Source organism: Sphingobacterium sp. UBA6317 (assembly GCF_002440385.1).
In the GTDB taxonomy this organism is placed as follows: domain Bacteria; phylum Bacteroidota; class Bacteroidia; order Sphingobacteriales; family Sphingobacteriaceae; genus Sphingobacterium; species Sphingobacterium multivorum.
Genome location: NZ_DJTD01000054.1, coordinates 64,729 through 78,810, shown reverse-complemented (window position 1 = coordinate 78,810; position 14,082 = coordinate 64,729). Strand labels below are relative to the sequence as shown.

The window sequence follows — 14,082 nt, the reverse complement described above, 5'->3', positions numbered from 1 at the left end:
CAAATACATTGGTAGTAGTTACTATCTTTGTTTTATTGATTTTAGCAATTAAATAGTATTATAGATATAACTTCGGTTTATAAAATTAAAAGATTATGGCATTAGAAATTACAGATAGCAACTTTGAAGAAGTTGTCTTAAAAGCAGACAAACCAGTATTAATCGATTTTTGGGCAGAGTGGTGTGGTCCTTGCCGTATGGTAGGTCCTGTGGTTGAAGAATTGGCTAAGGATTATGAAGGTAAAGCTGTTGTAGGAAAAGTGAATGTAGATGAAAATCCAGAGATTTCTGTTCGTTATGGCATTCGTAATATTCCAGCTTTATTGTTCTTTAAAAATGGAGAAATCGTTGATAAACAAATTGGGGCTGTTCCAAAATCAGTATTGAACGAGAAATTGGAAAAACAATTAGCATAATTTAGCGAAAAAATTAAAAAAAATAGCCTGAAACATTGTGTTTCAGGCTATTTTTTTTTAATTTTTTAATGTTTTTATCTTGTTTTTACAATTTTTTGTTTGTTTTTATACTGATTTTATTTTTTTTATAGTGTTTTCTTGATTTTATACATTTGTTATTTCATGTTTTTTTTGAGTTTTACTGATTTTTCTATTGATATTTTTGTTTTTTTAAGTTATTTGTGTTTTTTTTAGAAAAAAAATGAATTTAATTTGTAAAAATGAATATTTTTTGCTTCTTTTGAGTATTGAAATTGAGTTTCGAAAATAATTTGTTCCGATTTTCTTGATTTTGATAGTTTTTTTATGATTCGATAGTTTAAGAGTTGTTTTTTTGAAAAAAATAGAGATTGATAAAGATTTTCCCTTTCAAATACCCTAGATTATGCCTCGCGTTGCTCTCCGTAACGCGAGTTTTTTTTGGGGGTAAAGTAGGGGTAAAACAAAAGCGGCTATCCGAAAGGATAGCCGCTTTATATTATTGACTAAATAAACTGAATTATTCAGCAATTACTTCGAAAGGAACTTGAACTTTCACTTCTTTGTGTAAGTTTAAGTTAGCGATGTATTCACCTAATTCTTTAGGTTCAACTTCGAAAGTGATACGACGACGATCTACATCAAAACCTTTTGCTTTCAACGCATCAGCAATTTGGATGCTGTTTACTTTACCAAAGATTTTACCAGATTCACCTGCTTTAGCACCAATTGAAAGTTTGATAGCTTCCAATTTACCTGCTAATTCAGTAGCGTCTTTTTTGATTTTTTCTTGTTTGAACTGAGCTTGTTTGATATTCTCAGCTAAAACTTTCTTTGCAGATTCAGTCGCTTGGATAGCAAATCCTTGCGGGATTAAGTAGTTACGACCGAAACCTGGTTTTACATTAACGATATCGTTTTGCTCACCTAAGCCTTTGATATCTTGTTTTAAAATTACTTCCATTCTCTATCGTCCTCCTTATTTAATTGCATCAGCTAAGTAAGGTAATAAGCCGATGTGACGAGCACGTTTAACAGCTTGAGCTACTTTACGTTGAAATTTCAAAGATGTACCAGTTAAACGACGAGGTAAGATTTTACCTTGATCATTTACAAATTTCATCAAGAAGTTAGCATCTTTATAATCGATATATTTGATACCATTCTTTTTGAAACGACAGTATTTTTTACGGTTGTCCTCTACTTTAGGAGCAGTTACGTATTGGATATTTTCGTTAGCCATTAGTTTGCGCCCTCCTCAGTTTTAGTTTCAGCTTTTTTGTTGAATGCACCGCTACGTTTTTTCTCGTTGTATGCTTTGGCATGTTTGTCTAAGCTTACAGTCAAGAAACGCATAATGCGCTCATCACGTTTGTATTCAACCTCTAATTTATTGATTAATTCACCTGGAGCCTTGAATTCAGTTAAGTGATAAAATCCAGTAGTTTTTTTCTGGATTGGATACGCTAATTTTTTCAAACCCCAATTGTCTTCAGCGACAATCTCGGCTCCGCCTTCTGTTAAGATGTTTTTGAATTTTGCGATTACTTCTTTCGCAGCATCATCAGAAAGCAACGGGGTAAGAACGATTACAGATTCGTACTGTTGCATTTTGTTAATTAATTTTGTTATTTAAAATTCCACTTTTGTGGAAGTGCAAAGGTAGTTATTATATTGTTATGTTGCAATGCTTTGAAATAAAAAAGTTTAGACCCTTTCCTGGAATCTAAACTTTTTCTCAAACGAATTCGACTATATCTTAGTTCAATTTCTTTAATTCTTCTTTGATAGCTGCCTGGATTTTTTCGCTAACAGGCACTAAAGGAAGCCTTAATTGATCTTTTCCAATCCCCAATTCCTGCAGAATGTATTTTACACCAGCTGGGTTTCCTTCAATAAAACATAGATCTGTGATGTTAAGAAGTTCATTGTGGATTGATCTAGCTTCGGCATAATTGCCTTCAGCACATAACTTCGCTAATGTGGCTACCTTTTTCGGTAACGCATTTCCGATCACTGAAATGATACCAGCAGCGCCAAGCGACATCATCGGCAAGGTAACCGGATCGTCTCCGGAAATCAATAGAAATTCTGCTGGTTTATCCCGTAGAATTTCGCTGAATTGTGCAAAATTGCCGGAAGCTTCTTTGATGGCTACGATATTCGAAAAATCATTAGCCAGTCGCAATGTTGTCTGTGCTATTATATTGCTACCCGTACGTCCAGGTACATTGTATAAAATAACCGGAAGTGGAGAGGCGCTTGCAACAGCCTTATAATGCTGGTAAATGCCTTCTTGTGTTGGTTTATTGTAGTAAGGAGATACCGATAGAATTGCGCAAAAACCTGTTGGATCAAAGTTTTTAATTTGCTCCACAATTTCGGCTGTATTATTTCCACCAATTCCAGCAACCAAGGGTAGTCTACCGTTCACGCGCTTGACAGTAAAATCCCAGATGCGCTTTCGTTCATCATTGGTTAAAGTGGCAACTTCTCCAGTTGTACCTAAAGAAACCAAATAATCCATACCTTCGTTGATTTGCAAGTCAATTAGCTGACCTAATGCTTCGAAATCAACAGATTCATCTGAGTTAAAAGGAGTGACTAATGCTACTCCTGCGCCGTGAAGCTCGTTCATCTTGTTTTTGTATTTATATAAATTTAATTAAAAAAACTTACTTGGGATTAATGAGTTCAAATAGTTCTTGATCATTAATCATCGGGATACCCAATTTTTCAGCCTTCGCTAGTTTGGACGGTCCCATTTTATCTCCTGCCACGAGATAGCTTAGTTTGGCAGAAATGGAAGATAACATCTTTCCGCCATTGCTTTCAATTACAGCTGCCAGCTCTTCACGTGAATGTTCTGCAAATACACCGGAAATCAGAAAAGTTTTCCCTTCAAGTGAATTGCTCGCCAGGATAATCTCCTTTTCCTCAATTTCGAAATTTAAGCCATAATTCCGCAGTGCAACAATCTGTTGTTGATGAATTGGATTGTCTAAGTATTCTTTGACGCTCTCCGCGATACGGCGTCCAATATCTTGTACTCCTTCGATTTCTTCTGTTGAGGCTTGGGCTAGCGCATCAATATTTTTGAAATGCTGCGCCAATTTTTTTGCAATTGTCTCGCCGACATGACGTATTCCAAGCGAAAACAAAACTTTTTCAAAGGGTTTTTCTTTGGATTTTTCAATGCCATTGAGCATGTTATCGATTGATTTTTGACCGAAACGTTCCAGTTGTTGTAGGTCATCTTGATGGTCTTTCAGGCCATAGATGTCAACGATGTTGTGTAGCAAACCTTTCTTGAAGAAAGTATCCACGGTCTCATCTCCCATTCCTTCGATATCCATCATTTTTCGTCCGATAAAATGTTGCATTTTGCCAACAATTTGCGGCGGACATCCAGTTTCATTCGGGCAGTAGTGTACTGCTTCCCCTTCTTGCCGTATAAGTACTGTGCCACATTCCGGACAGGAAGTCGGGTAGACAAAACTTGTCGATCCCGATAACCTTTTGTCGAGGTTTACCCCAATTATTTTAGGGATAATTTCGCCCCCTTTTTCCACAAAAACAGTGTCATCTTCGTGTAGGTCGAGACGTGCGATTTCATTTGCATTGTGTAAGGAAGCGCGTTTTACGGTTGTGCCTGCCAGCTGTACAGGTTGAAGATTGGCAACAGGTGTAACAGCGCCGGTACGTCCAACTTGATAACTAATCGAGTTAAGAATGGTTTCTACACGCTCGGCTTTGAATTTGTAGGATATTGCCCAACGTGGATTTTTGGCCGTAAAGCCAAGCTCTTCCTGTTGTGCGTAATCATTTACTTTAATAACGATTCCATCAATTTCATATCCTAGGTTGTGACGTTCGACATCCCAATAGTCAATAAATGCAAAAACATCGGTTAATGTGCTGCATTTTCTGCTATGCTCGCTGACGTGGAATCCCCAGTCTTTGACATGGTTTAAGCTATTCCAATGATCGTGAAATAGATTTGTTCTGTTGTCGCAGTACAAAAAGTAAAGGAAACAGTCCAATGGGCGCTTGGCAACTTCAGCAGAATCTTGGAGTTTGATGGTTCCAGAAGCGAAATTTCTTGGGTTGGCATAGGTTTGCTCCTCATTATCGGCTCGTTCCTTATTCAGGCGGAGAAAAGCTGATTTATGCATAAATATTTCACCTCGTATTTCGAATTGATCTGGATAATCTCCTTCTTTGAGTTTGATCGGGATAGAACGAATCGTTTTAACGTTGTTGGTGACAACATCGCCTTGTGTACCATCCCCGCGTGTAACAGCTTTACTTAGTAAGCCATTTTCATAAGTCAAGCTGATGGATAAACCGTCAAATTTTAATTCACAAACATACTCGAACTGATCGCCGATGATTTTGCGGATACGCTGGTCGAAGTCAAGTAATTCCTCCTGATTGTATGTGTTGCCCAATGAAAGCATTGGCCAGCGGTGTTTTTCCGTTTGAAATCGGGAGGTAATGTCTCCACCAATACGCTGTGTAGGGGAGTTGGGGTCGGCAAAGTTGGGATATTGAGCTTCCAGCGCTTCGAGTTCCTTTAATTTGAGGTCGAAGTCGTAGTCCGAAATAACACTGTTCGCCAATACATAGTATTGATAGTTATAATGGTTGAGCTCTGCCGTTAAGTCTTTTATCTTTTTTTCAATATCCATCACCAACATTTTGCAAAATTACAAATAAAAAGTACGTTTAAATAAAATAAATAAAGAATCTTGTTGTAATGACTGCTTTATTTTTAAAATGCGGTTTTCTGCATTTTGTGTTTTGGGAAAATAATATGCTATTTAAAATCCTCTGGATTTAGCTGTGAAAATTTATGTTTGTTATTTGTGTAGAAATCAATGATAATTGATTTTCTGTAATGCCCTTTTGTATTTTCTTTCGCCTTGTATTTTTTTCGTTTTTTAGCATTTTTGAAAATATTCAAGAAGAAATACTGATGCGCACGACTGATTGCCCAAGCATCCTTAGGTTTTCTGTCGATCAGAAACTTAGCAAGGGCAGCAAAGTCAAACCAAAGCCTGATGAAAATAATCCATATGGCTTTGCCTAACGGAAGGTTTTTTTGCAGCATGACCATATTATTCCTAAAATTGAGGTAAGTCTTTTTGGGATTACTTGCATTGAGGGTTCCTCCACCAACATGATAAACAACAGATTTAGGGCAATAACCTATGCCGTAGCCCATTTTCTTTAATCGCCAACACAGGTCGATTTCCTCCATATGAGCAAAGAAATCTTCATCAAGGCCATCTGCTTCCTTCCAGGCTTTTGAGCGAATAAAAAGCGCAGCTCCAGATGCCCAAAAGATCTCAGATTCCTTATCGTACTGTCCCGCATCATCTTCTACTTCATGTAGGATTCTCCCTTTGCAGAATGGAAAGCCAAAGTAATCCAGATAGCCACCGGCGGCTCCGGCATGTTCAAAATTCTGCTTGTCATGAAATGAACGTATTTTGGGCTGTGCTGCTGCCAGGGAAGGGTTTCTTTCCAAGTATTCAATCACGGGTTCAATCCAGTTTTGGCTCACTTCGACATCCGAATTCAGGAGTACATAGTAATCAGCATCTACACGCTGCAGTATTTTGTTATAACCTCCTGCGAAGCCATAGTTTTTATCATTTTCAAGTATAGTAATCGTCGGATAGTACTGTTTCACAAATGAAATTGAATCATCATCGGAGGCATTGTCTCCAATGACAAATTCGACATTCGGATACGAACTATTATATACGGATGGCAAAAATTTTTCCAGGAAAAATCGACCATTCCAATTGAGGATAACGACAGCTACTTTGGGTAATTTACTCATTTTCTACGTTTTCTTTTCCAGCGATTATGTGACCATAACCAATATTCTGGGTTTTCACGAATAAGCTGTTCAGCAAATTGATTGTGTATATCGGTAATTTCATGCTCGCCAAAGCCATTTGGATCTTCGATTAAAGTAACGAATTTACAGAAATACTGCCCTCTTTTGGGCTTTCTTCCGATATAACAATAGACCACAGGTGCTTTACTTATTCTAGAAAGTCTTTCGGCTCCTGTATAGACCAATGTTTCCTGATTTAGCCAATTAATAAAATAATCGGAATCCGAATACAGCGGTGTTTGATCCGCAACGAGTATACTGATATTGGGCTGGCCCTTCAACTTGACGATATGACGGAGTATTTGTTTCATTGGTACCATTTCGGCGCCAAACCGTCCCCGCATGTCATTGTACACCGTGTCAATGTCTTTGTTGTTGAGTGGTTTGTATACTATCAGTGTAGGGAAGTTTGTGATTAAACTCAAACGGTGAATACCAAGCTCCCAATTGGCATAATGTGAAGTCACCCCGATTACGTTTTTGCCTGCCTCGAGGTGTCTCGTCAATTCTTCTACATCTTCCAAAGTCATCTTTTTCTTGACTTCCTCAGCCGTAATCGTTTTCAATTTGATCGATTCGACAAGGAGATCCGGGAAAAAACGGTAAAACTTTTTGGCGATAACCAGGCGTTCTTTATCCGTTTTTTCTGGAAAAGCATTCTTTAAGTTTTGAAATACAATATTCTTCCTATATCCAATCATATAGTAGAGTATGTAATAAAGCCCATCGGAGATCAAATATAGAAACCAATAGGGGAGAAGAGAGATGATATAGATTAATGCGTTTAACGCTTTTTGTTTCATGCTATAGCTAAAATTCCCAGTGTTCTTTACAAATATCCTTAATTTAAGTTATTTTTGCGTCACTTATAACAAAAATCATCAGTTTTTATGGAATCGCAGTTATTACTTCCGGCATGTTATCTTCCACCAATATCTTATTTTCATACAATACAAGAGCATAATCTTCCTTTGTTCATCGAGAAATACGAGCATTTTCAAAAGCAGAGCTATCGTACGCGGGCACGCATTGCTTCAGCAAATGGTGTGCAGGATTTGATCGTACCCATTCAACATGGCAATAAAGAACGAGTTCCCATGAAAGATATTCGGATAAGTTATGAATTTAACTGGCAACGTTTACACTGGTTAAGTATACAGACCGCTTACCGGAGTTCTGCATATTTTGAGTATTATGAGGATGATTTTATACGGTTTTACGAAGGTAAATATGACTATCTCGTCGATTTTAATGTGGCCCAGCTGGAGCTTATTCTAAAATCAATCAAACTTAAACGAACAATAGGGTTTACAGAAGCGTATGTGGCCGAGCCGTTAGAAGCGATCGATTTCCGCAACCTTATACATCCCAAAAAAGAAAGTATATGGCCTGATCCAAAAGAATATTATCAGGTTTTCTCTGATAAAAATGGATTTTACCCAGATTTGAGTATTATCGATTTGTTGTTCAACCAAGGGCCGCAATCAAAAAGTTATCTATAGTCGGACGATTTTTTGAACAAAATGCGTTTAATATTGTTGTTATTCAATATTGAACGCATTTAAATGAAACAATTCTTTTTTACTTTTCTCCTTCTTTCTTTGTGTTGGAGCTCTATACGGGCTCAGGGCGGCGTTGATACGATACATTATCGAAAAGTTTACTATTGGGGTACAACCGGAATGGGTTTTCCGATCGGGAAAACCAAAGATATACTTTCGCCAAAGTTTTCGGGTAGTATTGGTTTAGATATATCCCTGAAAAATTCTATGTTTTTTGTATCCCCCACGCTTTATACACTTTCATTTAAGTACAAACAACCCTTAATTGATCCCGATTTCGAATACCGCATAGAAGATGCCAATACGAATTTCTATACTTTTTCATTCTCGGGCGGGATTAGGAAACAGATGCGTAGACTGAATATCTATGGTTTTGCTGGGCCTGGCGTTGGTCTGGCGAGTGAGCCGAGAGCGCGTGTGCTGGCAGATCAAAAGCTCGTCAAGATGGAGAATAAAAATCATCTGAATTTTTCCAGTAAATTGGGGGCTGGCGCAGATTACAAATTTAATGGCTTCTTTTTAGGGCTCGAGCTTGGTTATCTCCATAATTTTAGGAAGATACAGGATAGGCCTGTTAATATTTTTACCGTCATGATCGGGTTAAAATCCGATATCACGCAGATTGGAGACAAAGTCATTGACGTCATCGGTATAGACGGTTCCATCAGTGGTAAAAAAGACAAAAAATAAATTTATTGTTTTAAGACCTGAATGGTGTCTCCAACATGTGCTTCGGCGTCGCTTCCTGTTTTTTTAACTTTTTCCGTCTGTTCAACCGCTACCGCAAATGTGGAAGGCACAATGCCCGCGCCAAATTTAATGGCATAAAACTTGGTGAATTCTGCCCCAAAATACAATATCGCAGCCGAATAGTAGATCCATAATAACATGACAATTATCGATCCTGCGGCTCCATAAAAGCTGGCTGTGGAAGAGAGATTCAGATAGATTGAAATGCCGTACCGGCCTAACATGAAAAGTAAACCTGTAAAAATGGCTCCCCCGAGCATGTCTCTGAATTTTACTTTGGCATCGGGAAGGAAAGAAAAGATAAAGCCAAATAAAATGACAATGACCGAGAAAGTGATGCCTGTATTTACCCACGAGATAAGCGCAATGGGAATAAAGGGAAAATAGGTCATAACTAAATTGGTCACGGCAACGATAACTCCATTGATCATGAGTGAAGCAATTAGTAAAAAGCCCAAGGCGATCACGATGGAAAAAGAAATCAATCTATTGATGATTAATTTTAACCAGCCTTTTTTGGGTTTCGGTTTTACTTTCCAGATATTGTTTATGGAGTCTTGTATATCAACGAATAAGGTCGTAGAGGAGAGAATCAATGTAACAATACCTATCGTGATCCCCATATTGGATTTATTCTCGAAAGTTATCTTTTGAAGATAGGACTGGATCTGCGTTGTTACATCCTGTCCAAAAAGAACCATGACTTCCTCCAACACCTGATCCTGCGCCGAAGATCCACTCTGAAGATGTTCTCCGTAGAAGAAGCCGATACACCAGATCACAATCATAAGAAGTGGGCCGATGGAGAAGACGGTATAGTAAGCCAATGAAGCACTCTTCTTCATACATTTGTCATCATTGAATCCATTAAAGGCATCAACTAAGACATGCCAAATGTTTTTCCAGTAGGCGAGTGTAAATAAATCTCGTAGTGTAACGTGCTTCATAATAAGATGATCAGCCCCAATAATCGTGCAAATTGCTATTCTTGGTTTTGTTCCTGATACAATTTGTCGATTACAGCTTCGTTCTCTTTTAAAATAATTTTTCGTTTTAAACTCAATTTTGGCGTCAATTGACCGTCGTTGATTGTCCATTCCTTTGGAAGAAGAATAAATTTCTTGACAATTTCCCAATGCCCAAAGTTAGTAGATAATCGGTTAATTTCTTCCTGATATTTTTGGATTACTTCTGGATTTTTGATGATTTCTTCGTTTGAACCACTGGAAATACCTTTTTGGCTTGCCCATTTTGACAGCACATCAAATGCAGGAACAATCAAGGCTCCAGGAAATTTTCTATTTTCTCCGAAAACCATGACTTGTCCGATTAATGTAGATTCCATGAGTTTGTTTTCAATGGATTGGGGGGCAATATATTTACCACCTGCCGTCTTAAACATTTCCTTTTTTCGATCGGTGATTTTAAGGAAACCATCGGATGTTATTTCTCCGATGTCGCCTGTTTTGAAGAATCCATGATCGTCAAAAGCCTCTTTCGTGGCTTCTTCATTTTTATAATAGCCAGTCGTGATACTAGGACCTTTGACAAGGATTTCGCCATCTGAAGCAATTTTAACTTCTAAGTTTTTGAGGGGTTTCCCTACCGTCCCAAATTTCAATCCATTGGGTAAGTACGAGTTTACCGCAATTACGGGGGAGGTTTCAGTTAACCCATAACCTTCGAGCACTTTAAGTCCAGCAGCCCAGAATACACGCGCTAAACGTTCTTGAAGGGCAGCGCCACCTGACACGATAATTTTAATATTTCCGCCAAGAGCTTCTTGCCATTTGGAAAATATGAGTTTTCTAGCAATCGCAAGTTTGAGATTGTAAAGCGGTCCATTTCGTTCAGGTTCTTGAAATTTCAGTCCGAGATCAACAGCCCAGAAGAAAATTTTCTTTTTTAATCCCGTTAAGGCTTTCCCTTTTTCAATAATCTTATCGTATACTTTTTCCAGTACACGCGGTACTGTGGTGAAGACATCCGGTTTGACATCGTTGATATCGGCAACGACATTGTCTAAGGTTTCCGAAAAATAGATCTGGATTCCTTTCGAATAGTACATATATACTACCATGCGTTCAAAGATATGGCATAGCGGAAGAAAGCTTAGCGCCGTTTTGAAATCTGATCGGATGAGATGATTGCAGGCCAAGACGTTGCTGTATACATTTTTGTGGGACAAGTATACGCCTTTAGGACGTCCTGTGGTACCTGAAGTGTAAATTAAGGTTAGCAGATCATCTTCTGTGACTGCATCACGAAGCGGAGCTAGATCAGTTGAGTCATCTTTTGCTGTTTCGATGAATGTTTTTAGCTGGGTATAATTTTCAATGGCATCAAAAGTATACAGTTGTGGGTGTATACCGTGCTCCCTGATCGCTTGTTCAATACGGTCTGTCAATTCGCTGTTGCTGACAAAGAGTACATTGACATCCGAGTCATTCACGATAAATGAAAGATCCTGTGCAGATAATGTGGGATAGAGGGGAACAGTTGCGAGACCGATTTGATTGCAGGCAAAATCAACTAAATTCCATTCGGGACGGTTGCCGGACATGATTCCGACCCGATCACCTTTTTTGAGGCCTAGTTTAAGTAACGCCCTGCTTAAGGTGTCAATCGCGTCGGTGTACTCTTTGGTAGAATACGTTTTCCACTGGCCGTTTCCATCTCGACCTGCCACCATGATGTCCTTTGCGTATTTTTCTTTATATAAGGTTATAAAGTCAAAAATTCTGCCCATATCACTTGAGTTTATTTGGTTACTACTACATGCTGTATTGATCTAAATATACAGAAATAAAGTTGGATAATTCGGGATTATTGTCATAACAAATTAAACATTGTTTCGTTATAGCTGTAGTGGATATTTACCCTATTGAAAAGGTCCTTCATAGGGGAAGTTCTGGTAAATAGTTTTTATGTGCACTGCAATATATTGCATATAAAAAGCAATTTATCTATGTTTGAAAAAAATGTAAAGCAAAAAAGCGTACGATTTTTATGAGAAAAATATTTTTGGCTGTCGGTGGAATGCTGATGTTTGGAGCATTATCCAATAGAGCTATGGCTCAGTTGGACAATAAGGGTGCTATTGGTGGACGTTTTGGGTCTGCTCAGGGAATTACATATCGTCATACGCTTAACTCGGACCATGCATTGGAGGCTATCATGAGCATTCAGAGCAATTCTGATTTCCGCCGTTTCCGCGTTGTTGGTTTATATGAAATCTATAAACCATTGACTGGAGGATTCAATTGGTATTATGGTTTCGGTGGTAGCGTAGGCTCTTATAAAGAGAAAGATAAAATTATAGATGGTCAACGTCATTCGTTTGACTCACAACTCAATTTAAGTATCGACGGTATTGTTGGTATTGAATATAATATTCCCCAAGCTCCATTTCAGATCTCATTGGATGTAAAACCTTATTTCGATTTTCTAAACGAATCCAGTATCAAATTATTTGATCCGATCGGTTTTTCGGTAAGATATAAATTTTAAAAAAGAATAGCGGGAGACCCCGCTATTCTTTTTTAATTTTAATACTAGTACTTTCGTGTTATGCCATCCAGATTTTACCCAGCAATTCCTGTAAAAAGGTTTGTTCTTTGAGCGGACGGATTTCATAGATCTTTTTATTGCTCTTTCTGATCTGAACAGGGATTTCACGCACTAAACCATCTCGTGCCACCAGGAAGTTTAATGTTTCCCCCTCTTTGGCATGTTGAACAATGAAATCAATTTCCTTGTCTTTCACGTCGAGCCTGTTATTATTAATTGCAATCAGTTCGTCTTTTACATTCAATCCGGCGTCATACGCACCAGAGCCTTTTTCCACTGTTGCTACCGAAATTAACCCATCCACTTTGTTGGTCGTAATGCCGAATGTCAATGTGTTGTTATCAATATTGGTATCCACAATTTCGTAACCAACGAGATTAAAATAATCGTTATAATCCAGTTCTCCGTCCTGATGGGCAGCATTGAAAATGTCGTCTAACGACGTGCCTGCGATGCGTTCAGCAAGGCTTCTCAATTCATTTTCTTCAAATCCGCGATCAAGTTTTAGGTAGAACTCCTCATAAGCCTCACGGATAACATCATCCAATTTTAGTCGACCTTCTGTAGCAGCGATAATTTTAATATCCAACAATGCTGTCAGCATTGCCCCCTTGTTGTAATAGGAAATTCCTGAATTCATCGAATTTTCATCAGGCCTATAATATTTAATCCAGGTATCGAAACTTGAGGCTGCGGCAGACTGTATCGCATGACCCGGTCGGTTCAGTACAATATTGAAATCGTTAGCTAGCAAAGCGAGGTACTCTTTTTCATGATAAAATCCACAGCGTTTAATAATTAAATTATCATAATACGAAGTGAATCCTTCCATGATCCAGAGGCCTGTGGTATAGTTCTCGCCATCGTAATTAAACGGTCCTAATGCTTTTGGACGTAAGCGCTTGACATTCCATAAGTGAAAATATTCATGCGCAACGAGACTCAAATAGTTTTTGTAGCTTGTCTCATTTAAATACGCATTCCTCGACGCTCCCAATACTGTTGAATTGAGATGTTCTAGGCCTCCACCTCCAGATTGGTAATTGTGGGTAATAATGACATATCGCTCATTGGGGTTCGAACCCCAGATGCGGGTTTCCTCTTCGACGATACGTGTGATATCTTTCGTCAGACGGTCTTTATCATAACTACCACCTCCGACCATGGCGCATTCATGCTCGACACCGGCAGCTTGGAATTTCCAGACATCTTGGTTACCCGCTTCTATGGGCGTATCGTATAATACGTCAAAATTTGGTGCATAAAACTTATGTTCTTCAATTTGTTCGAGTCCTGTTGATATACTTGCCCAAGAATCTTTTAGTGCTATGCTGACTGTTGAAGGACTGTCTATACGGCCATCGATATGAAAGAAAGTTGCCGTAGGCACAATAAAAGCATGATCACTATCGAAAAAGTTGGTACGCACAGAAACTTCAAAACCGTATACAGCGTAGATTACTTCGATTTGATCCAAAGATTCTGTGGGTATTCGCCAGGTATTTTTTGAAATTTTCTGATAGGAAATCGTATTTCCTGTTTTGTCAAATGATCGAAATCGTTCTACATTTTTAGCATATTCACGAATTAAATAAGATCCAGGAGACCAAACTGGCATTTTTAGATCGACATAAGGCTGGTTGAGCTTTGTGATGCTCATTTTTACTTCGATGTAATGAGCTTGTGCTTCTGAAAATGATACCTCAAAATGTATTTCGGGTATGTTGAAAGGGTCACTGTCCATGAAAGATGATTTTAGTATGAGCTTACAAAATTACAAGTATCGTACGCTTAACCAAACAAAAAAAAAGATTGTTGGTTCTACAATTATGAATCAGCTGCTTCCTGTCATCAT

At 38.3% G+C, this 14,082-nt stretch carries 14 protein-coding genes; 4 read left to right on the top strand and 10 right to left on the bottom strand.

Annotated features, from left to right (window positions below; translation table 11 throughout):
- The first annotated feature begins 95 nt into the window (after positions 1-95).
- Positions 96-416 (top strand): thioredoxin, encoded by a 321-nt coding sequence (gene trxA / locus B3E92_RS18920; RefSeq protein WP_046671752.1) that lies wholly within the window; start codon positions 96-98, stop codon positions 414-416.
- 538 nt (positions 417-954) lie between these two features.
- On the opposite strand, the gene rplI is transcribed toward trxA, so the two are convergent.
- From rplI to B3E92_RS18885, 7 genes are all read right to left on the bottom strand, one after another.
- Positions 955-1,398: a 50S ribosomal protein L9 gene (gene rplI / locus B3E92_RS18915; RefSeq protein WP_046671751.1), complete on the bottom strand. Its 444-nt coding sequence runs from the start codon at positions 1,396-1,398 to the stop codon at positions 955-957.
- 15 nt (positions 1,399-1,413) lie between these two features.
- On the bottom strand, positions 1,414-1,677 hold the full coding sequence (gene rpsR, locus B3E92_RS18910) for a 30S ribosomal protein S18 (RefSeq protein ID WP_028071347.1): 264 nt from the start codon (positions 1,675-1,677) through the stop codon (positions 1,414-1,416).
- Positions 1,677-2,045 (bottom strand): 30S ribosomal protein S6, encoded by a 369-nt coding sequence (gene rpsF, locus B3E92_RS18905; protein ID WP_046671750.1) that lies wholly within the window; start codon positions 2,043-2,045, stop codon positions 1,677-1,679. The genes rpsR and rpsF overlap by 1 nt, the downstream gene beginning before the upstream one ends.
- A 148-nt stretch (positions 2,046-2,193) precedes the next feature.
- Positions 2,194-3,072 (bottom strand): 4-hydroxy-tetrahydrodipicolinate synthase, encoded by an 879-nt coding sequence (gene dapA, locus B3E92_RS18900; RefSeq protein WP_286897900.1) that lies wholly within the window; start codon positions 3,070-3,072, stop codon positions 2,194-2,196.
- 37 nt (positions 3,073-3,109) lie between these two features.
- Positions 3,110-5,134, bottom strand: coding sequence for an NAD-dependent DNA ligase LigA (gene ligA / locus B3E92_RS18895; RefSeq protein WP_070566058.1), 2,025 nt, complete (start codon positions 5,132-5,134; stop codon positions 3,110-3,112).
- 119 nt (positions 5,135-5,253) lie between these two features.
- Positions 5,254-6,285 (bottom strand): glycosyltransferase family 2 protein, encoded by a 1,032-nt coding sequence (locus tag B3E92_RS18890; protein WP_286897897.1) that lies wholly within the window; start codon positions 6,283-6,285, stop codon positions 5,254-5,256.
- Positions 6,282-7,148: a lysophospholipid acyltransferase family protein gene (locus B3E92_RS18885; RefSeq protein ID WP_286897895.1), complete on the bottom strand. Its 867-nt coding sequence runs from the start codon at positions 7,146-7,148 to the stop codon at positions 6,282-6,284. The genes B3E92_RS18890 and B3E92_RS18885 overlap by 4 nt, the downstream gene beginning before the upstream one ends.
- A gap of 87 nt (positions 7,149-7,235) precedes the next feature.
- Here B3E92_RS18885 and B3E92_RS18880 point away from each other — a divergent pair, with 87 nt between their 5' ends.
- Both B3E92_RS18880 and B3E92_RS18875 read left to right on the top strand, forming a co-directional pair.
- A complete protein-coding gene (locus B3E92_RS18880; protein ID WP_070566052.1) occupies positions 7,236-7,847 on the top strand; it encodes a WbqC family protein in 612 nt (203 codons plus the stop codon).
- Between the two features lie 63 nt (positions 7,848-7,910).
- Positions 7,911-8,597: a hypothetical protein gene (locus B3E92_RS18875; protein WP_070566050.1), complete on the top strand. Its 687-nt coding sequence runs from the start codon at positions 7,911-7,913 to the stop codon at positions 8,595-8,597.
- A 2-nt stretch (positions 8,598-8,599) separates the two neighbouring features.
- Here B3E92_RS18875 and B3E92_RS18870 read toward each other — a convergent pair whose 3' ends face one another.
- Both B3E92_RS18870 and B3E92_RS18865 read right to left on the bottom strand, forming a co-directional pair.
- The gene (locus B3E92_RS18870; protein WP_070566046.1) at positions 8,600-9,604 is read right to left on the bottom strand and encodes a YihY/virulence factor BrkB family protein; all 1,005 of its coding nucleotides are present in this window, start codon (positions 9,602-9,604) and stop codon (positions 8,600-8,602) included.
- Positions 9,605-9,639: 35 nt separating this feature from the next.
- Positions 9,640-11,406: an AMP-dependent synthetase/ligase gene (locus tag B3E92_RS18865; RefSeq protein ID WP_070566044.1), complete on the bottom strand. Its 1,767-nt coding sequence runs from the start codon at positions 11,404-11,406 to the stop codon at positions 9,640-9,642.
- A 260-nt stretch (positions 11,407-11,666) separates the two neighbouring features.
- Here B3E92_RS18865 and B3E92_RS18860 point away from each other — a divergent pair, with 260 nt between their 5' ends.
- Entirely contained in the window at positions 11,667-12,167 is a 501-nt protein-coding gene (locus B3E92_RS18860) for a hypothetical protein (protein WP_070566042.1), read from the top strand.
- Positions 12,168-12,225: 58 nt separating this feature from the next.
- Here the strand turns inward: B3E92_RS18860 and B3E92_RS18855 are convergent, their stop codons facing one another.
- The gene (locus tag B3E92_RS18855) at positions 12,226-13,971 is read right to left on the bottom strand and encodes a M61 family metallopeptidase (protein WP_070566040.1); all 1,746 of its coding nucleotides are present in this window, start codon (positions 13,969-13,971) and stop codon (positions 12,226-12,228) included.
- Between the last annotated feature and the right edge of the window lie 111 nt (positions 13,972-14,082).